At 63.7% G+C, this 18,494-nt stretch carries 16 protein-coding genes; 8 read left to right on the forward strand and 8 right to left on the reverse strand.

Annotated features, from left to right (window positions below; all coding sequences use genetic code 11):
* A partial coding sequence (locus J8I87_RS44850) for a YadA family autotransporter adhesin (protein WP_245254082.1) occupies positions 1 to 1,782 on the forward strand: 1,782 nt, incomplete at its 5' end.
* 152 nt (positions 1,783 to 1,934) lie between these two features.
* On the opposite strand, the gene J8I87_RS22300 is transcribed toward J8I87_RS44850, so the two are convergent.
* Entirely contained in the window at positions 1,935 to 2,774 is an 840-nt protein-coding gene (locus J8I87_RS22300; RefSeq protein ID WP_209934076.1) for a MurR/RpiR family transcriptional regulator, read from the reverse strand.
* Between the two features lie 293 nt (positions 2,775 to 3,067).
* On the opposite strand from J8I87_RS22300, the gene edd reads away from it, so the two are divergent.
* The 4 genes from edd to J8I87_RS22320 all read left to right on the forward strand — a co-directional run bounded on the left by edd (position 3,068) and on the right by J8I87_RS22320 (position 7,767).
* On the forward strand, positions 3,068 to 4,978 hold the full coding sequence (gene edd / locus J8I87_RS22305; protein ID WP_209934077.1) for a phosphogluconate dehydratase: 1,911 nt from the start codon (positions 3,068 to 3,070) through the stop codon (positions 4,976 to 4,978).
* An 18-nt stretch (positions 4,979 to 4,996) separates the two neighbouring features.
* Entirely contained in the window at positions 4,997 to 5,638 is a 642-nt protein-coding gene (eda, locus tag J8I87_RS22310) for a bifunctional 4-hydroxy-2-oxoglutarate aldolase/2-dehydro-3-deoxy-phosphogluconate aldolase (RefSeq protein ID WP_209934078.1), read from the forward strand.
* A gap of 262 nt (positions 5,639 to 5,900) precedes the next feature.
* Positions 5,901 to 7,262 carry a GntP family permease gene (locus J8I87_RS22315; RefSeq protein WP_209934080.1) on the forward strand — a complete coding sequence of 454 codons (1,362 nt, stop codon included), beginning with the start codon at positions 5,901 to 5,903 and terminating at the stop codon, positions 7,260 to 7,262.
* Positions 7,263 to 7,272: 10 nt separating this feature from the next.
* The gene (locus J8I87_RS22320; protein ID WP_209934081.1) at positions 7,273 to 7,767 is read left to right on the forward strand and encodes a gluconokinase; all 495 of its coding nucleotides are present in this window, start codon (positions 7,273 to 7,275) and stop codon (positions 7,765 to 7,767) included.
* 149 nt (positions 7,768 to 7,916) lie between these two features.
* Here the strand turns inward: J8I87_RS22320 and J8I87_RS22325 are convergent, their stop codons facing one another.
* The 3 genes from J8I87_RS22325 to glpD all read right to left on the reverse strand — a co-directional run bounded on the left by J8I87_RS22325 (position 7,917) and on the right by glpD (position 11,955).
* Positions 7,917 to 8,603: an HAD family phosphatase gene (locus tag J8I87_RS22325; protein ID WP_209934082.1), complete on the reverse strand. Its 687-nt coding sequence runs from the start codon at positions 8,601 to 8,603 to the stop codon at positions 7,917 to 7,919.
* Positions 8,604 to 8,743: 140 nt separating this feature from the next.
* Complete coding sequence (gene glpK, locus J8I87_RS22330; protein WP_209934084.1) at positions 8,744 to 10,243, reverse strand: glycerol kinase GlpK; 1,500 nt, start codon at positions 10,241 to 10,243, stop codon at positions 8,744 to 8,746.
* A gap of 140 nt (positions 10,244 to 10,383) precedes the next feature.
* A complete protein-coding gene (glpD, locus tag J8I87_RS22335) occupies positions 10,384 to 11,955 on the reverse strand; it encodes a glycerol-3-phosphate dehydrogenase (RefSeq protein ID WP_209934085.1) in 1,572 nt (523 codons plus the stop codon).
* Between the two features lie 223 nt (positions 11,956 to 12,178).
* Between glpD and J8I87_RS22340 the strand changes: the two genes are divergently transcribed.
* On the forward strand, positions 12,179 to 12,568 hold the full coding sequence (locus tag J8I87_RS22340) for a hypothetical protein (protein ID WP_209934086.1): 390 nt from the start codon (positions 12,179 to 12,181) through the stop codon (positions 12,566 to 12,568).
* 164 nt (positions 12,569 to 12,732) lie between these two features.
* Here the strand turns inward: J8I87_RS22340 and J8I87_RS22345 are convergent, their stop codons facing one another.
* Complete coding sequence (locus J8I87_RS22345) at positions 12,733 to 12,930, reverse strand: hypothetical protein (RefSeq protein ID WP_012399841.1); 198 nt, start codon at positions 12,928 to 12,930, stop codon at positions 12,733 to 12,735.
* Between the two features lie 367 nt (positions 12,931 to 13,297).
* A complete protein-coding gene (locus J8I87_RS22350) occupies positions 13,298 to 14,077 on the reverse strand; it encodes a DeoR/GlpR family DNA-binding transcription regulator (RefSeq protein ID WP_209934087.1) in 780 nt (259 codons plus the stop codon).
* 407 nt (positions 14,078 to 14,484) lie between these two features.
* Between J8I87_RS22350 and J8I87_RS22355 the strand changes: the two genes are divergently transcribed.
* Together J8I87_RS22355 and J8I87_RS22360 are read left to right on the forward strand one after the other, a co-directional pair.
* Positions 14,485 to 15,312, forward strand: coding sequence for a ferritin-like domain-containing protein (locus tag J8I87_RS22355; RefSeq protein ID WP_209934088.1), 828 nt, complete (start codon positions 14,485 to 14,487; stop codon positions 15,310 to 15,312).
* Positions 15,313 to 15,450: 138 nt separating this feature from the next.
* Positions 15,451 to 15,966: a hypothetical protein gene (locus tag J8I87_RS22360; RefSeq protein ID WP_209934090.1), complete on the forward strand. Its 516-nt coding sequence runs from the start codon at positions 15,451 to 15,453 to the stop codon at positions 15,964 to 15,966.
* Positions 15,967 to 16,023: 57 nt separating this feature from the next.
* Here the strand turns inward: J8I87_RS22360 and J8I87_RS22365 are convergent, their stop codons facing one another.
* Positions 16,024 to 17,559, reverse strand: coding sequence for a DEAD/DEAH box helicase (locus J8I87_RS22365; protein WP_209934091.1), 1,536 nt, complete (start codon positions 17,557 to 17,559; stop codon positions 16,024 to 16,026).
* A 195-nt stretch (positions 17,560 to 17,754) separates the two neighbouring features.
* A complete protein-coding gene (gene trhA / locus J8I87_RS22370) occupies positions 17,755 to 18,375 on the reverse strand; it encodes a PAQR family membrane homeostasis protein TrhA (protein WP_209934092.1) in 621 nt (206 codons plus the stop codon).
* Positions 18,376 to 18,494 lie beyond the last annotated feature (119 nt).

The raw sequence follows: 18,494 nt of genomic DNA on the forward strand, positions 1-18,494 counted from the left end.
ACGTACAACGCGTCGACGGGCACGATCACGGGCCCGACGTTCAACATCGGTGGCTCGACGGTGACGACGGTTGCCGGTGCGATCACGAACATTGATGGCCGCGTGACGCAGAACACGACCGACATCAGCAACATCACGACGCAGATCGACAACGGCACGATCGGTCTGGTGCAGCAGGATGCATCGACGCGCACCATCACGGTCGCGAAGAACACGGACGGCTCGCTGGTGGACTTCACCGGCACGGCCGGTGCACGCAAGCTGACGGGTGTCGCCAACGGCAACGTGAACGCATCGAGCGTGGACGCGGTGAACGGCTCGCAGCTGTTCAACGTGGCGCAGTCGACGGCGAACGCGATCGGTGGTGGCTCGACGGTTAACAGTGACGGCACGATCAGCAACCCGACGTACGTGATCAATAGTGGCAACACGACGGTCAGCAATGTGGGCGACGCGATCACCAACATCGACGGTCGCGTGACGAACCTGGCAGGCGACGTGACGAACATCGACAACACGATCAACAACATCGTGAGCGGTGGCGGCATCAAGTACTTCCATACGAACTCGACGCTGGCGGACTCGGTGGCGGCGGGTGAGGACTCGGTGGCGATCGGCGGCAACGCCAGCGCGACTGTGGCCAACTCGGTGGCGCTGGGTTCGAACGCGGTGACGGGCGCGGTGGTCGCCACAACGGGTGCGACGATCGGCGGACAGAACTACTCGTTCGCGGGTTCGGCTCCCGTCGGCACGGTGAGCGTCGGTAGCGCCGGTCAGGAACGCACGGTCACGAACGTGGCGGCAGGCCAGTTGAGCGCAAGCTCGACGGATGCCGTGAACGGTTCGCAGCTGTACGCGACGAACCAGGCGGTGAACCAGGTCCAAGGCCAGGTGAACAACATCTCGACCACGGTGAACAACCTGAGCGCGGGTTCTGTGCAGTACGACAAGAACGCCGACGGTTCCGTCAACTACAGCAGCATCACGATGGGTGGCGGCAACGCGCCGGATGGCACGGTGATCCACAACGTCGCAGCGGGTACAGATGGCACGGACGCCGTGAACGTCGACCAGCTGAACGCGGCGATCACCAACGTCACGAACATCGCGAACAACGCAGTCGATCCGATGTTCACGTCCAACGGCGATCGCAATACCGAGCAAGCGCAGGCCAGCGGCACGCACGCCACGGCGATGGGGCCGACCGCGAACGCGAGCGGCAACCAGTCGATCGCAGCGGGCTACAACGCTCAGGCGAGCGGCGACAGCTCGGTTGCGATGGGTTCGAACTCGAAGGCGACGGCGGATCACGCCGTTGCTCTCGGCGATGGCTCTGTCGCGGATCGTGCGAACACGGTGTCGGTGGGCTCGGCGGGCAATGAACGCCAGATCACCAACGTCGCGGCGGGCACGCAGACGACGGATGCCGTCAACGTCGGCCAGTTGAACCAGGCCGTCGCGAACGCGGTGGGCGATCTGCCCACAGGCACGACTGCGAAGCAGTACACCGACCAGCGGATCAACCTGGTCCAGCAGAGCGTCAACAGCGTGGCACGCAACGCCTACTCGGGCGTCGCAGCCGCCACCGCGCTGACGATGATCCCCGACGTCGATCAGGGCAAGACGATCGCGGTCGGCATCGGTGCGGGTACGTACCAGGGCTATCAGGCCGCTGCGCTGGGTGCTTCGGCACGCATCACGCAGAACATCAAGGTCAAGCTCGGCGCGGGTGTCAGCGCGCAGGGCACGACGGTTGGTGTGGGTGCGTCGTATCAGTGGTAATCGCGAGGTAAGTGCAAAGGTGGCGCAGCAACGGCCACCTGAGCGCAAGTCTCACAAGCAGTACGCTTCAAACGAAACGGGCTCCATCGGGAGCCCGTTTTGCCTTTATGCCGCACACCTTGCGCGCACTCGACAGAAGCGGCGCCGAGCCGCTACGTCGCCACTCTACGCTGCGCAATCAGATCCTTCGCGCCCGCGAGCTTCTCCGCCAGTTCCGGCCCGCGCTCGAGCGCGACGCCGACAGCCAGAATGTCGCCGATCGCCAGATGCGACGTGCGCGACGTCATCGGTGAAAAGATGTCGGTGTCCTCGTCGACGTTGGCGAAGAGGCCAACCGTCGCAATCCGCGCCAGCGGCGAATTCCCATGCGTCACGGCGATCACTTTCGCGCCCGCGGCGAGCGCGGACTTCGCCGCATCGATGATGTCGCGCGTGCGGCCCGTGTTCGAAATCGCCACCACGACATCGCCTTCGCCAAGCAAGGCCGCCGACATCAGAAACGTATGCGGATCCGAGTAAGCGACGCTCGGCATGCCCAAACGGAAAAACTTGTGCTGCATGTCGAGCGCGGCGATACCCGAGCCGCCCGCGCCATAGAACTCGATGCGCTTCGCCTGCGCAAGCAGTTGAATCGCCGACGCCACGCTATCGGACGACAGATTGTTGCGCACCTGGATCAGCGCGCCGATCGTCCGGTCGAGCACTTTGGCGGCGACGCCCGGCACGGGTTCGTCGGGCCTCACGTCCCGATAGACGGCGGGAACTTCCGTTGCTATGCCTTGCGCAAGGCGGATCTTGAACTCGCGGAAGCCGGAAAAGCCGAGCGCATGGCAGAAGCGCGCGATGGTCGGCTGACTGACGCCGGCGCGCGCGGCGACCTCTGTCATCGACAGGTCGAGCACTTCGCGCGGCGCCTCGATCACGTAATCGGCGAGCTTGCGTTCGGAAGGGCGCAACTGATCGCGCATCGCTTCGACTTGGGACAGCATCATCGTGAATCTCGCACTATGCTCAAGAATGCGTGGACTATAGCTGATCGACGGATCAAGTACAAAAACTACATTTTTGCCGTAGGTGATTACCCTGATCCCTGTTGTGGAAGTCTGAGAGCGCCAATCCACAAAGGTTTGAGGCGAATTTGGAGTCAATGCAGATTCAGCAACTGCAACATTGTGTGCTTGTAGTTTTTCTACTAATATCGCGATTGCCGGCTTCCCAAGCCGTTCCCCGCGATATCAATCTGGCGCGAAGCGCGTAAGCGCGAGCCAGCGACGAAGGAGCATCGATGGTTTCCCCGCATTCGCAACTGATGAAAGTCACGAAGCGCGTGATCGAGCGCAGCAAGCCCACACGCGACGCGTATCTGGCGCGCATCGACAACGCGCAAGGCAAGTTCCCGGCGCGCGGCGCGCTGTCTTGCGCGAACCTCGCGCATGGCTTCGCCGGTCTGGAGGGCAACGACAAGCTCGTCATCAAGCAGATCCGCCAGCCGAATATCGGCATCGTCTCGTCGTACAACGAGATGCTCTCGGCGCATGCGCCGTACAAGGATTTCCCCGACATCATCAAGGCTGCCGCGCGTGAAAACGGCGGCGTCGCGCAATTCGCGGGCGGCGTGCCGGCGATGTGCGATGGCATCACGCAGGGCAACGCGGGCATGGAGCTGTCGCTGTTCTCGCGCGAAGTGATTGCGATGAGCACGGCCGTCGCGCTCACGCACAACATGTTCGACGCTGCCCTGTGCCTCGGCGTGTGCGACAAGATCGTGCCGGGCCTCTTGATCGGCGCGCTGCAATTCGGCCATCTGCCGACCATTTTCGTGCCAGCCGGCCCGATGACGAGCGGCCTCTCGAACGACGACAAGGCGAAGACCCGCCAGCAGTTCGCGACGGGCCAGTGCGATCGCAGCGCGCTGCTCGAAGCGGAAGCGGCTGCGTATCACAGCCACGGCACCTGCACGTTCTACGGCACGGCCAACAGCAACCAGATGCTGATGGAAATCATGGGCCTGCATCTGCCGGGCTCGGCGTTCGTGCATCCGCATACGCCGCTGCGCGACGCGCTCACCGCGCAAGCCGCGCGCCGCGTGCTCGATCTGACAGCAGATCGCGGCCACTACATGCCGATCGGCCATGTGATCGACGAGAAGGCCGTCATCAACGGCATCGTCGGTCTGCTCGCGACGGGCGGCTCGACCAATCACACGCTGCACCTCGTCGCGATTGCACGCGCGGCGGGCATCATCATCGACTGGGACGATTTCGACACGCTGTCCGCGTCGGTGCCGCTGCTGGCGAAGGTGTACCCGAACGGCAAGGCCGACGTGAACCACTATCACGCGGCGGGCGGCATGGCGTTCCTGATCCGCAACCTGCTCGAAGGCGGCCTGCTGCACGCCGACGTGAACACCGTCGCGGGCAAGGGCCTCGCGCACTACACGCAAGAGCCGAAACTGCTCGACGGCAAGCTGACGTGGGTGCCGGGCGTGACCGAGAGCCAGGACGCGGCGGTGCTGCGCAGCATCAAGGAGCCGTTCCAGCCCGACGGCGGCCTGCGTCTGATGCAGGGCAAGCTCGGCCGCGGTGTCATCAAGATTTCGGCTGTCGCGAAGCAGCATCGCACCGTGAAGGCGCCTGCCATCGTGTTCGACTCGCAGGAGGCCGTGCAGGAAGCGTTCGACAACGGCGAACTGAAGCGTGACTTCATTGCCGTCGTGCGCTTCCAAGGCGCGCGGGCAAACGGCATGCCCGAGCTGCATCGTTTGACGCCGTTGCTCGGCGTATTGCAGGATCAGGGCTTTCACGTCGCGCTCGTCACCGACGGCCGCATGTCGGGTGCATCGGGCAAGGTGCCCGCCGTGATTCACGTGTCGCCGGAAGCGCTGCTGCAAGGCCCGCTTGGCAAGGTGTGCACGGGCGACATGCTCGTCATCGATGCGGAGGCGGGTGTGCTCGACATCGAAATCGACGACGCGCAATGGGCCGCGCGCCCGATTGCCGTGTCGCAGCATCAGGCGGAAAACGAAGTGGGCTTCGGCCGCGAGCTGTTCGGCGTGTTCCGTTCGGCGGCCGCGCCGGCGGAAATGGGCGCATCGGTGTTTGGGCCGCTCGTCGGCGAAGCGCCGCACGCAGCGCAACTAGCAGGCCAAACGGCCAGCGCCGTGGCGAGCGAAGCCAGCCACGCAATGCAGAAATAAGCGATAAGGAGTCTGAAGATGACGTCGAAAACAGTCAGCGAAATCGTGCGCCTCGGTCCGGTGATCCCGGTCCTCGCATTCGATAGCGTCGAGCAGGGCGAACATGTATCGCGCGCGCTGCACGCGGGCGGCGTGAAGGTGCTCGAAATCACGCTGCGCACGCCCGCCGGCATCGGCGCGATCGAGCGCGCGAGCCAGCTCGCCGAAGACATCGTGGTCGGCGTGGGCACCATCACGCGGCCCGAGCACTGCGAGCAGGCGAAGAAGGCGGGCGCGCAGTTCGGCGTGTCGCCGGGCTTGACGAAGGACATGCACAAGGCCGCGCAGGACGCCGGGCTGCCGCTGCTGCCGGGCGTGATGACGCCGAGCGACATCATCGTCGCGCTGGAGCTCGGCTACGAGATCGTCAAGTTCTTCCCGGCGCAGCAGGCGGGCGGCGTGCCGATGCTGCAAGCGTTCCACGGCCCGTTCCCGACGCTGAAGTTCTGCCCGACGGGCGGCATCACGGCGGAAACCGCGCCAAACTTCCTCGCGCTGCCGAACGTCGTGTGCGTCGGCGGCTCGTGGCTGACGCCGAAGGCCGCGCTCGCCGCGCAGAACTGGGACGAAGTCACGCGTCTCGCTCGCGCCGCGAGTGAACTGGCTGCGCCCGCGCATTGATTCGCGGCATCGCGATGTGACGAAGCGCTTGACGGTTTCGACAGAGGCTCGACACAACCTCGCCGTTTTAGCCTCGAACAGGCTGCAGCGGCGAGGTGCTTTATTTTTGGCGCGGGCCATTTCCGCGCGCCATGTACGTTAACAAACAGTAAAATTCAGCGTCCGCGAAAGCGCCGATCCCGATCGCACTTTCAGCATCCGGACGCGGGCGGGGTGCAGCAGCACGTTGCAACTCAAACCAACAAGACAAAGGAGGAGCTTCATGGAAGCTGTCCACGGCAGCATGCTGCTGATTTACGCCGTGATCGCCATTGCGGTGCTGATCCTGATGATCACGCGCTTCAAGGTTTATCCGTTCCTCGTTCTCATCATCGTGTCGCTGCTGCTGGGGCTGGCCGTCGGCATGCCGGCGGGCACGATCGTGAAGTCGTTCGAAACGGGTAACGGCAATACGCTGGGCCATATTGCGATCGTCGTCGGCCTCGGCACGATGCTCGGCAAGATGATGGCCGAATCGGGCGGCGCCGAGCGCATCGCCACGACGCTGATCAACTGGTTCGGCGAGAAGAACATTCACTGGGCGATGATGTTCGTCGCGATCATCGTCGGCTTGCCGGTGTTCTTCGAAGTCGGCTTCGTGCTGCTGATCCCGATCGCGTTCAACGTCGCGAAGCGCACGGGCAAATCGCTGCTGCTGATCGGCCTGCCGATGGTCGCGGGTCTCTCCGTCGTGCACGGCCTGATTCCGCCGCACCCGGCCGCGCTGCTCGCCGTGCAGGCGTATCACGCCGATATCGGCCGCACGATTGCGTATGGCCTGCTGGTCGGCGTGCCGACTGCGATCGTTGCCGGTCCGCTGTTCGCGCTTTTGATCCATCGCCAGATCAAGCTCGCCGAGAACAATCCGCTCGCCGCGCAATTCGTCGACACCGAGCATCAGACGGGCACGCGCGATCTGCCGGGTTTCGGCATCACGCTCTTCACGGTTCTGCTGCCTGTCATCCTGATGCTGGTCGGCAGCTGGGCGGACCTCGTGTTCGCGCCGAAAACGACGGCGAACGATCTGCTGAAGTTCATCGGCACGTCGGATGTCGCGCTGCTGATTTCCGTACTGGTGAGTTTCTGGACGTTCGGTGCGAGCCGCGGCTTCAATCGCGAGCAGATTCAAAAGTTCTGCGGCGAGTGTCTGGCGCCCATCGCGGGCATTACGCTGATCGTCGGCGCGGGCGGCGGTTTTGGCCGCGTGCTGATGGACAGCGGCATCTCGAAGGAGATCGTCGCCACGGCGACGGCGGCGCATTTGTCGCCGCTGCTGTTCGGCTGGTTCGTCGCGGCGCTGATCCGTCTCGCAACGGGCTCCGCGACGGTCGCGATGACGACGGCCTGCGGTATCGTCGCGCCGATCGCCGCGGCCAGCGGCGTGCAGGTGAAGCCGGAACTGCTGGTGCTCGCCACGGGCTCGGGCTCGCTGATTTTTTCGCACGTCAACGACGGCGGCTTCTGGCTGATCAAGGAGTATTTCGGAATGACGGTGGGGCAGACGTTCAAGACGTGGTCGCTCTGCGAAACCATCATTTCGCTGATGGGCCTCGGTTTGACCTTCGCATTGGCGGCGGTCCTGTAAGGAGTTTCAAATGATCTTGATCGCGATGGGCGTGTCGGGCGCCGGCAAGACCCGCATTGGCGAATTGCTGGCGGAGCGTCTCAACTGCAGCTTCACCGATGGCGACGCGTTTCACAGCGCCGCCAACAAGGAGAAGATGCACAACGGCATTCCGCTGACGGACGAAGACCGTTGGCCGTGGCTCAGAACGATCCGCGCCGCGATCGAGGAAAAGCAGAAGGCGCATGAGACGGCGGTATTCACGTGCTCGTCGTTGAAGCGCTCGTATCGCGACATCCTGCGCGCGGGCGACAAGGATGTCTGCTTCGTGTATCTGAAGGGCACGCGCGAAGTGCTGCACGAGCGTCTGCAGTCGCGCACCGGGCATTTCTTCGATCCGTCGCTGCTGCAAAGCCAGCTCGAAACGCTGGAAGAGCCGGGCGACGACGAAGCGATCACGGAGAGCATCGATCTGACGCCGGAGCAGATCGTGGAGGAAGTGCTTGCCAAGATGAAGGCAAGGTAATTTGTTGGGGTTCGGTTGCCTCTGCGGGGGCATCCGCGAAGGGCAAGTCAAACCGGCCTCGCGGATGCCCACGAAGAGCAAAGCGAACCGCACTGCTCACGAAAAAAACAACAAAACCGTCGGCGGACAAAAACAGAAAAAAAATCCCGCTAAGACTGCAGATCGCCAAAGTCCCCGCGCACGCCCGCGTCGATCAGCGCGGGCAACTCGTCCATATGCTGCATGATCCGCGTAATGCCCATATTGCGTAGCACATCCGCGTAACCATCGGGAATGTGGCTCGCGCCGACGAACGCAATCGTCTTCATTCCGGCCGCGCGTGCCGCATTCAGACCCGCGACGCTGTCCTCGACGACGATGCAACGCGTCGGCTCGACGCCGAGCTGTTGTGCGGCGAACAGATAGACATCGGGATAGGGCTTGGGCCGCGCGACCTGTTCGGCGCTGAACACGCGCGGCCCGAAAATCTCGGCCAGCCCCGCGCGGCGCACCGATGCGGCGACGCGCATCATCCGGCTGTTCGAAACGACGGCGGCAGGCAGCGCCACGCGCCGCAACGCGTCGCGCACGCCGCTGATCGCGCTGAGCGACGACGCCAGCTCCGCTTCGACATTGGCCTCGACGGTTCGCAGAAAATCGGCGGGCAGCCGGATATCGAATGCCACTTCGACGCTCTCCAGAAAACGCGAGGTCTGCTGGCCGAACGCGGTCTTGCAGATCTCGTCGAAGTCGAGCGTCGGAAAAGTGGCGGCGAGCGTGTCGTGCATGACGCGGTCGGCGATGACTTCGCTGTCGACGAGCACGCCGTCGCAGTCGCAAATGAGATGATCGATCATGCGGAAAACGGAAGGAGATGCGCAGCCCGCAAACACCTGCACGCGGCCGGTCAGCGGGCTTAAAGCGACATGATACGTGCTTTGCGGACCCACGCGGCAGATCCTCCTCGTGGGGGCGCTTCGATCGTGCGGGGCGCGGTTCAGGGCCCGTCAGCCCATGCCTTGGCCGCGCGAATCGCGCGCTGCCAGCCGGCGAGACAGGCCTGCGCCTGTTCGGCGGGCATCGACGGCGAGAAGCGGCGTTCGAGCTTCCACTGGCTCTGCAATTCGTCGACGTCTTTCCAGTAGCCGACCGCGAGACCCGCAAGATAGGCGGCGCCGAGCGCCGTCGTTTCGCTGACCTGTGGACGCACGGCGTCGACGCGGAGAATGTCGGCCTGGAACTGCATCAGCAGATTATTCGCGCACGCGCCGCCGTCGACGCGCAACTCGTCGACGTGAATGCCCGAATCCGCCTCCATCGCTTTCAGCACGTCGACGGACTGATACGCGATCGACTCGAGCGCCGCGCGCGCAATATGCGCGGACGTCGTGCCGCGCGTGACGCCGAACAGCGTGCCACGCGCGCGCGCGTTCCAGTGCGGCGCGCCCAGGCCCGCGAACGCCGGCACGAGATACACGCCGTCGCAATGCGCGACACCGCGCGCGAGCGTCTCGATCTCCGGCGCGCTGCGGATGATGCCGAGCCCGTCGCGCAGCCACTGCACGACGGCGCCCGCGATGAAGATGCTGCCTTCGAGCGCATAGTTGACCTGATCGCCGATTTGCCAGGCGATCGTCGTCACGAGATTGTTCTTCGATTCGATCGGCTTCGTGCCCGTGTTCATCACGAGGAAACAGCCGGTGCCGTACGTGTTCTTCACCATGCCGGAGCGCGTGCACATCTGGCCGAAGAGCGCGGCATGCTGATCGCCCGCGATGCCCGCGAGCGGAATCTTCGACGCGAACACGGTGGTCTTGGTCGGCCCGTACACCTCCGACGACGGCCGCACTTCGGGCAACATGCTGCGTGGTATGTCCAGCGCGTCGAGCAGCTCGTCGTCCCATTGCAGCGTGTGGATGTTGAAGAGCATCGTGCGCGACGCGTTGGTCACGTCGGTGACGTGCAATTCGTGCTTCGTGAAGTTCCACACGAGCCAGCTATCGACGGTGCCGAACGCGAGCTTGCCTTGCTTCGCCTTTTCGCGCGCCCCGTCGACGTTATCCAGAATCCAGCGGATCTTGGTTGCGGAGAAGTATGAATCGATCGGCAGGCCAGTCTTCGCGCGGAACGTGTGTTCGAGACCCCGCGCCTTCAGCTGGTCGCAGAAGTCGGCCGTGCGCCGGTCCTGCCAGACGATCGCGTTATAGACCGGATGGCCCGTTTCACGGTCCCAGACGATCGTTGTCTCACGCTGGTTCGTGATGCCGATCGCGGCAATCGATGTGCCGTTCAGCCCGGCGTGCGTGACGGCCTCGGCCGCGACGCCTGCCTGGGTCGCCCAGATTTCCTGCGGATCGTGCTCGACCCAGCCCGGATGCGGATAGATCTGCCGAAACTCCTTTTGCGCGACGGAGACCACATTGCCGTTGCGATCGAACAGCATGGCCCGCGAACTCGTGGTGCCCTGGTCTAGCGCGAGGATGTACTGATCCTGCATCGTCTCAATCTCCGTGTTCTTGTCGGGACGGGCGCGGTGTCGCGCTCAGGTCCGGCGATATAGGTGTGCTTGTGCCGATTGTTGCATGCGCACTGGCGGCGCGGTTGAATCGCCGCGCGCTCGCACATTGCCCAATGCGGTCAGGCGTGCTGCTTCGAGCCCGCGCGGGCGAACCACGCGTCTATGTCGCGCGTGATGCCGTCGAGCATGTCCGGCTCGACATGCAAGCCGAGTTTCGAGCGGCGCCACAGGACATCATGTGCCGTCGTCGCCCATTCGGTTTCGCGCAGATAGCGCAGCTCCGCTTCATACAGGCCGGGCGCGAACTGATGCCCGAGGTCGCCGGTCGCCCGCGCCGTGCCGACGACGCGCTCAGCCCGCGTGCCGTAGGCCCGCGCATAACGGCGCGCAAGATCGGCGGGAAGCCACGCGTGCCGCTGGCCGAACTGCGACGCGAAGCGCTCGAAGTCGGCATCCGCGATATCTCCGCCCGGCAGCGGCGCGCCCGCCGTCCACGCAGGCTTGGCTTGCTGCAGCGCCCGGCAGAGATCGTCGACGGCTTCTTCCGCGAGCTTGCGAAACGTCGTGATCTTGCCGCCGAACACCGACAGCAACGGCGCTTCGCCCGCGGGCGCGTCGAGTTCAAGCCGGTAGTCGCGCGTCACGGCCGACGGATTGTCCGCATTCTCGTCTTCGAGTAGCGGACGCACGCCCGAATACGTCCAGTACACATCGCGCGGCGCGATGTGCTTCTTGAAGTAGCGGTTGATCGAATCGCACAGGTATTGCGTTTCCGCGGCGTCGATCGCGACTGTCGCGGGGTCGCCGTCGTACTCGAGGTCGGTCGTGCCGATCAGCGTGAAGTCGCGCTCGTAGGGGATCGCGAAAATGATGCGCTTGTCCGGGTTCTGGAAGATGTATGCATGGTCGTGGTCGAACAGGCGCCGCGTGACGATGTGGCTGCCTTTCACGAGCCGCACGCTGTAGTTCGTTTGATAGTTCGCCTGGTAGTCCGCCTGACAGTTCGCCTCGCTTCTGCGTGCGAGCGGCCCGCGCAGCAGTTCGCCCACCCACGGGCCCGCCGCGTTCGCAAGCGAGCGGGCGCGCACGGCAAACGTCGAGCCGTCCGCGCGCTGCAGCTGCGCATGCCATTCGCCGTTCACACGCGTTGCGCCGACCAGCTTCGTGCGCGTCAGGACGCTCGCGCCGTGCTCGCGGGCGTCGAGCGCGTTCAGCACGACGAGGCGCGCATCATCGACCCAGCCGTCCGAATAGACGAAGCCACGTTTGATCGAATCGACAAGCGGTTTGCCGGCGGGGTGTCTGCGCATGTCGATGCCGCGCGAGCCGGGCAGCAGTTCGCGCCGCGCGAGATGATCGTAGAGAAAGAGCCCCGCGCGAATCAGCCAGGCGGGCCGCAGATCGGGCATGTGCGGCATGACGAAACGCAGCGGCCACATGATGTGCGGCGCCGCGCGCAGCAGCGTCTCGCGCTCCTGCAGCGCCTTGCGCACGAGTCCGAACTCGCGGTACTCCAGATACCGCAGCCCGCCGTGAATCAGCTTGGTGCTCGCCGACGACGTATGCGAAGCGAGGTCGTCCTGTTCACACAGAAGAACGGAGAGGCCGCGCCCGGCCGCATCCCGTGCAATGCCCGCGCCGTTGATCCCGCCGCCGGCGACGAGCAGGTCGTAGATGGATTCTTGCGTCACCCGGAGTGCCCTTGACGGTCGAAAAGTAGGGAATATTCAGAATCGTAATGTTCGTTTTCGAAACTCTAATGAACGGATTCGAAAAAGTAAAGTTCGACTGGCTTGGGATCGGTGCGCGTTTTCGCACGCCGAAGGCGTCGGGTGTCGCGCGAGTGGCGAGATTCGTGCGTCCGGACGATACTTCCCTCGATTAGCCGCTGTGCGGCGCTACGAGGTGAATCTCATGCGTGAACTCTGGAAAATGGGCGCGGCGGCGCTGGCGATGACGGCGGCGCTGACGGCATGCGTCAGCACGCCGAGCCTGAGCGGCACCTTGGGCGCGCCGTCGTTCGCGGACCTGCAGGCGATGTGCGGCAGCCAGCCGGTCGACTACGGGAGCGACGCGCAATCCGTCTATGTCACGCTGTTCGACGCGTATGTCGCGAACCGGCGCGGCGGGCTGAGCAAGGCGGATTATTGCGCGTTCCAGACGTCGATCGCGCAGCGTTATGCGGCGCTGGGGGCGAGCAGCGACCCGCAGGCGCGCAATCAGTGGGTCGAGTTTTTCAACGCGCAGCGCGTCAAGGCGATGAGCTGGCGCGCGGCCGTCGATCCGACGTTGCGCAGCGGCTGAGCGCGCCTTCCAGCGGTTGTGCGAGAAGCCTGAAAACATAAAGACGGTCAGGCGGGCAAAGCCGCGTGACCGTCCAGGCGTCCGTATGATCGCGTGTCTGTTGCGGACACGCCCACGGCCGCAGGGAGATGACTGGCAAACGCGTGATGCTCGATCGCGTGCCGTCAGGAAAAGCGCTTGATAGCTCGAAGGGCTGTGTCGCCGGACTCCGTGATGCGCCATTGTTGCAAGCCCGACGCCAGTTTTTCGAGCTCGACTAACTGCCGTTCGAGCAGTGCGTCGAGTTCTTCGCGTTCCATATCGACCTGATTGGGGGCGTCCTTGACGAGCAACAACGTGGCGAATTCATGCGGACTCAGCATCGTTTCTCTCCGTGTCAAGCGTACTCGGGTTGCCTTGGCGCCGGCCGACGGCCCTGCCAGCCGGCGGAGGATCAGCGGGCCGCTATTCCCGCGGATCAGGCCTGAATGTTTGCTGTCTTTGCCCCATGTCCCGTGCGTTTATTCCGGTCCATGCACATTTAAGGACGTTGGGGAACTGGAGTGTAGTCAATGGCGGCGGGAAGTCCAAATCGGCCCCAGTAAATTTTCCCGTTGACAGCGCCGCGTGCGAGAGGCGGTCCCGGCAGGACGCCAGATTCTTGACTTCACTGGAGGTTTTGCGTGCGGTGCAGCATGGCGGAATGACGCTTGCCGACGCACGGAAATGCCGTGGCCGGGGCGCCCGGTCTCATTCCGCGATGTAGACCTGCGTGCCCGCGTTGGTCAGCGTTTCGACCATGTCGGCGGGCGGCGGCGCGTCGGTGAAGAGCGAGTCGATCTGGTTCAGATGACCCTGGCGCACGAGCGCGGGGCGGCCGAATTTCGAATGGTCGGCGGCGAGGAAGACGGTGCGCGAGTGCTCGATGATCGCTTCCGCGACGCGCACCTCGCGCGTGTCGAAGTCACGCAGCGTGCCGTCCGTCTCGATGCTCGACGTGCCGATGATCGCGAAGTCGACCTTGAACTGGCGGATGAAGTCGATGGCCAGCTCGCCGACGATACCCTTGTCCCACGGACGCACGATGCCACCCGTCACCAGCACCTCGCAGTCCGGGTAGCCGCTCATCATGCTCGCGACGTTCAGGTTGTTGGTGATCACGCGCAATCCGCGGTGACGATTGAGCGCGCGCGCGACTTCTTCCGTGGTCGTGCCGAGATTGATGAAGAGCGACGCCTGATCGGGAATGTGCGTGGCGACCAGCGCCGCAATGCGACGCTTCTCGTCGTGGAACATCCGCTGCCGCGCGCTGTACGAGACGTTTTCGGAGCTTGTCGGCAGACTGGCGCCGCCATGATAGCGGCGCAGCAGGTTCATATCGGCTAGCCAGTTGACGTCGCGGCGGATCGTCTGCGGCGTTACGTCGAAATGCGCGGCCAGATCGTCGACCGTCACGAAGCCGTCGCGCTGCACCCACTCCAGCAGTTCCTGTTGACGCGCGTTGAGCGTGAGGCGGGGGTCTCGTGTCATGGTGATTTTTTTGAGCGCCGCACCGGAAGCGGGCAAAGGTTGGCTTGGCCGTATTGTAAGACCTTCGTCGCTTTCGTCATCGTCAGTCGGCAACGTCGGATTTTTCGCACGTTTGAGTGTCGGTTTAAAGGCGCCGTAGTGCGGCTTTAAGGTTGCCAGGTTGTTCGAACGATTCGACTCCGCATCGGCCTTTGCTCATTCGCATGTTGCTTCATTGCCGGCGCGGAACTGCGATCCTCCGGCACGGTCTGTGCTGTGTAATCTGCGAATTTGCAGAGCACCGGCTAAGATGAAAGAAAGAAGTCAACTGCTGCAAGGCACTGTGGTGGTCACGGGCGGCGATCGAACCGCGATGCATGCGGATCATGTCCGCGCACGAGGCACCACAGTTTTCGGAGCGAACTTTTATGCACAACGAGGCTAGCCACGTGATGCCCTGGCGCATCGAAGATATCGATCTCACTCGCATCGACCGTCAGCGCGCGGTTGCCAATGAGGACCTGCTGCTGCTGCTGTGCGCGGCATCGTTCATCGAAAGCGGTACCGATCTCTACACGAGCAATCTGAGCAAGTTCTTCAATGGCGATCCCGAGGTGTCCGCGTGGCTGAACAACGAGTGGGAGCCGGAAGAGATGCAGCATGGCCGGGCGCTGAAGGCGTACATCGCGCAGGTTTGGCCCGAGTTCGACTGGGATACGGCGTTTCGCAACTTCTTCGAAGAGTATTCGAAGACCTGCGACGTCGAAGACTTCGAGAAGACGCGCGCGCTCGAGATGGTCGCGCGCTGCGTCGTCGAGACGGGCACGGCGACGCTGTATCGCGCGATCGGCGAATGTTCGGATGAACCCGTGCTGAAGCAGATCACCGACAACATCCGCACCGACGAAGTCCGTCACTACAAGCACTTTTTCAAGTACTTCAAGAAGTACAACAAGATCGAAGGCAATGGGCGCCTTGCCGTGCTGGGCGCGCTGATGCGCCGCGTGATGGAGATCAAGAACGAGGACTCGGAGATCGCGCTGCGTCACGTCTTCGCGATCCGCTATCCGGAGCGCGTCAACGATCCGGCGTACAACCGCGACAAGGCCGCGCGCGTGAACAGGCTGGTGCGGCACAACCTGTCGGCGGATATGTGTGTAAAGATGCTGCTCAAGCCGCTCGATTTGCCGGCGAAGATTCAGCCAGGCGTCCACTATCCGCTCGCGAAGATCACGCAGCACGTGTTTTTCCGCTGAACCGCGCCGGCTGCAGTCTTCTCCCGTTGGTTCGCTTCGACTGCTGACGAATGAATGGCCCGCTTCGCGCGGGCCATTCGCATTGGCGATGAACAACGCGCAGAGCGCTTACGCGCGCATTCGACGGAGGAAAGACTCATGACGGCATCCGCGGATCAGAACCACGCACTCGACCAGCAGGTATTCGACGAATGGCCCGTCGAATTGCGTGCGCAATTCGACGGCGCAGCGCTCGAATCGAAAGTGGGCTTTACGGCCTCGCTCGTGACGGCTGACGAAAGCGGCGCGCATTTGCGTACGTCGCTGCTCGGCATCGGTGAGTTGTATGCACCGGATTCGCGCACGCTATGCATCGCGCTGTGGCCGCAGTCGCGTGCGGCGCGGGCGATTGCGCGCAGCGGCCGCGCCGCGCTGACGTTCGTGTTCGACGAGGCGTTCTATCAGGTTCAGCTTGCGCTTGCGCCATTAAAGGGCGAAGGCGCGGGTCTTGCCTGCTTCGCGGGCTCGATCGAATCGGGCGAAGCACAGCGCGTGCGATACGCGCGGCTGACGGCGGGCATCACGTTCGAACTGGAGGAGGGGAGAGACGCGGTACTCGAGCGCTGGACACAGCAGATCGAGTACCTGAAGAAGGCCGTGGGCGGCGACCGGTGATAGCGGAGTGGCGCCGCCAGTGCGTGTGAGCGGCAGCGCCTGATTTGCTGATACGCGTCAGTTGCCGCGCTGACCGTCGCGCGTCGATTGCGTGCGGCGCGGCGCATCGCTGCGCGCCTTGCCGCCGCCGAGCAGTGCGCCGGGGTTCGCGTTGCGCGGTTTGCGCGGCGCGTGCGAAGTCCCTTCATGCGCTGCGGCGCGTGGCTTGTCCTGGTGACGCGGATCGTCGTTGCGCACATGCGCGGGCTTCGGGCCTTGCGGCTTGGCTGGTTGCTTCGGTTTGTCGCCCGGGCCGCGCTGAGCGCCGCGCGCCGTGCCGTTGTTCGCGCCCGTGCCTTCGCGCTTCGGTTGATGCTGGCCTTGCCGCTGACCCTGCCCTTGCCCTTGCCCCTGACGCGGCTGACGGCCGCTGCTGCCTTGTCCACGGCGCTGGATCGGCTCGGGGCGCGCATTCGGATCAGGCTCGAAGCCCGCGATCACTTCTTGCGGCACCGCGCGCTTGATCAGCTTCTCGATGTCCTTCAGCAGTTGCAGCTCGTCGACGCACACCAGCGACACCGCCTCGCCCGTCGCGCCCGCGCGGCCCGTGCGGCCGATGCGATGCACGTAGTCTTCCGGCACGTTCGGCAGATCGAAGTTGACGACGTGCGGCAGTTGATCGATATCGATGCCGCGCGCTGCGATGTCGGTGGCGACCAGCACTTGCAGCGTGCCGTCCTTGAACTCGGACAGGGCGCGCGTGCGAGCCGACTGGCTCTTGTTGCCGTGAATCGCGAGCGCGCTGATGCCGTCCTTTGTCAGCTGTTCGGCGAGCCGGTTCGCACCGTGCTTCGTGCGCGTGAACACGAGCACCTGGAACCAGTTGTGCCGCTTGATCAGATGCGTGAGCAGTTCCCGCTTGCGGTCGCGATCGACGGGGTGAATCTTTTGCGCGACCGTTTCTGCCGTCGTGTTGCGGCGAGCGACTTCGATCAGCGCGGGCGAGTCGAGCAGGCTGTCGGCGAGCGCCTTGATCTCGTCGGAGAACGTCGCCGAGAACAGCAGGTTCTGGCGCTTCGGCGGCAGCTTCGCAAGCACGCGCTTGATGTCGTGAATGAAGCCCATATCGAGCATGCGGTCGGCTTCGTCGAGCACGAGAATCTCGAGATGCGACAGATCGATGGTCTTCTGCTGCATGTGATCGAGCAGACGCCCCGGCGTCGCGACGACGATATCGACGCCGCGCCTCAACGCATCGATTTGCGGGTTGATGCCGACGCCGCCGAACATCACCGTCGACTTCAGCTTCAGATACTTGCCGTAAGCGCGCACGCTTTCTTCCACTTGCGCGGCGAGTTCGCGCGTCGGCGTGAGGATCAGCGCACGGATGACGCGCTTGCCGTTCGGCGCGGGCACCATCGTCAGCAGACGTTGCAGGATGGGCAGCGTAAAGCCGGCCGTTTTGCCCGTGCCCGTCTGGGCACCCGCCATCAGATCGCCGCCGTTGAGCACGGCGGGAATGGCTTGCTGTTGGATCGGAGTCGGCGACGTGTAGCCGAGTTCGTTGACTGCGCGGACCAGCGGTTCGGATAAGCCGAGAGAATCAAAAGACATAAAAACTCTTTGCAATGCAATTGTGCAAACGATGTGAACGCAGCCTTCAGGCGCATTCACGGGCGATCAGAACCATCGCTCGCCCGACACTCACCGTTTACGGAGAAATCGGCGGCACGCGCGACGCGTGCCGAATGCTCGACGCGCTATGCAGACACGTCGACTGGCATTAAGTTGCATCGGCCGTCACGCGCGTCATGCGACATAGCGCGCGACGCTGACGAACTGACACAGACTGCCGGCGAGTACGAACAGGTGCCAGATGCCATGTCCGTGCCGGATGCGCTCGTCGTTGATGAAGAAGTAGATGCCCGCGCTGTAGATGATCCCGCCGGCCAGCAGCCAGGCGGTGCCCGCGGCCGGCAACGCAATGACCAGCGGGCGGATGGCTACGAGCGCGAGCCATCCCATCAGCACGTAAAGCACCATCGATACGCTGCGGGTGCGTCGCCCGAGCGTCAGTTCCTGCACGATCCCGAGCGCTGCCAAACCCCAGCTCACGCCGAAAAGCGACCATCCCCATGGGCCGCGCAACGTGACCAGCGTGAACGGCGTATAGCTGCCCGCGATAAGCAGATAAATTGCAGAGTGATCGCACTTCTGCAAGATCGCTTTCAGACGCGGACTACTTACGCTGTGATACAGCGTCGAAATTCCGTACAGCACGCAGAGCATCGCGCCATAGACGCTGAAGCTCACGACCTTGTACGCATCGCCGTCGAGCGCGCCCATCGTCACGAGCGTCGCCAGCCCCGCCACCGACAGCACGGCGCCGACGAGATGCGTGATGCTATTCAGCCGCTCACCGACATGCACGGTACTACCTCCTGCATGATGCCTATGTCATACGACATTCGACACGGGTCTCACGTTAAAGGTCCGATATGTCAGATGTCCCCCTACCTCGATGACAAAACTTCGAAACTGCAATGCTA

Source organism: Paraburkholderia sp. LEh10 (assembly GCF_017814945.1).
GTDB lineage: Bacteria > Pseudomonadota > Gammaproteobacteria > Burkholderiales > Burkholderiaceae > Paraburkholderia.

Coding starts and splice junctions, on each gene's coding strand:
- J8I87_RS22300 (WP_209934076.1), bottom strand. CDS start 2,774: ATGATGCTGTCCCAAGTCGAAGCGATGCGCGATCAGTTGCGCCCTTCC.
- edd (WP_209934077.1), top strand. CDS start 3,068: ATGGTTTCCCCGCATTCGCAACTGATGAAAGTCACGAAGCGCGTGATC.
- eda (WP_209934078.1), top strand. CDS start 4,997: ATGACGTCGAAAACAGTCAGCGAAATCGTGCGCCTCGGTCCGGTGATC.
- J8I87_RS22315 (WP_209934080.1), top strand. CDS start 5,901: ATGGAAGCTGTCCACGGCAGCATGCTGCTGATTTACGCCGTGATCGCC.
- J8I87_RS22320 (WP_209934081.1), top strand. CDS start 7,273: ATGATCTTGATCGCGATGGGCGTGTCGGGCGCCGGCAAGACCCGCATT.
- J8I87_RS22325 (WP_209934082.1), bottom strand. CDS start 8,603: ATGATCGATCATCTCATTTGCGACTGCGACGGCGTGCTCGTCGACAGC.
- glpK (WP_209934084.1), bottom strand. CDS start 10,243: ATGCAGGATCAGTACATCCTCGCGCTAGACCAGGGCACCACGAGTTCG.
- J8I87_RS22340 (WP_209934086.1), top strand. CDS start 12,179: ATGCGTGAACTCTGGAAAATGGGCGCGGCGGCGCTGGCGATGACGGCG.
- J8I87_RS22345 (WP_012399841.1), bottom strand. CDS start 12,930: ATGCTGAGTCCGCATGAATTCGCCACGTTGTTGCTCGTCAAGGACGCC.
- J8I87_RS22350 (WP_209934087.1), bottom strand. CDS start 14,077: ATGACACGAGACCCCCGCCTCACGCTCAACGCGCGTCAACAGGAACTG.
- J8I87_RS22355 (WP_209934088.1), top strand. CDS start 14,485: ATGCACAACGAGGCTAGCCACGTGATGCCCTGGCGCATCGAAGATATC.
- J8I87_RS22360 (WP_209934090.1), top strand. CDS start 15,451: ATGACGGCATCCGCGGATCAGAACCACGCACTCGACCAGCAGGTATTC.
- J8I87_RS22365 (WP_209934091.1), bottom strand. CDS start 17,559: ATGTCTTTTGATTCTCTCGGCTTATCCGAACCGCTGGTCCGCGCAGTC.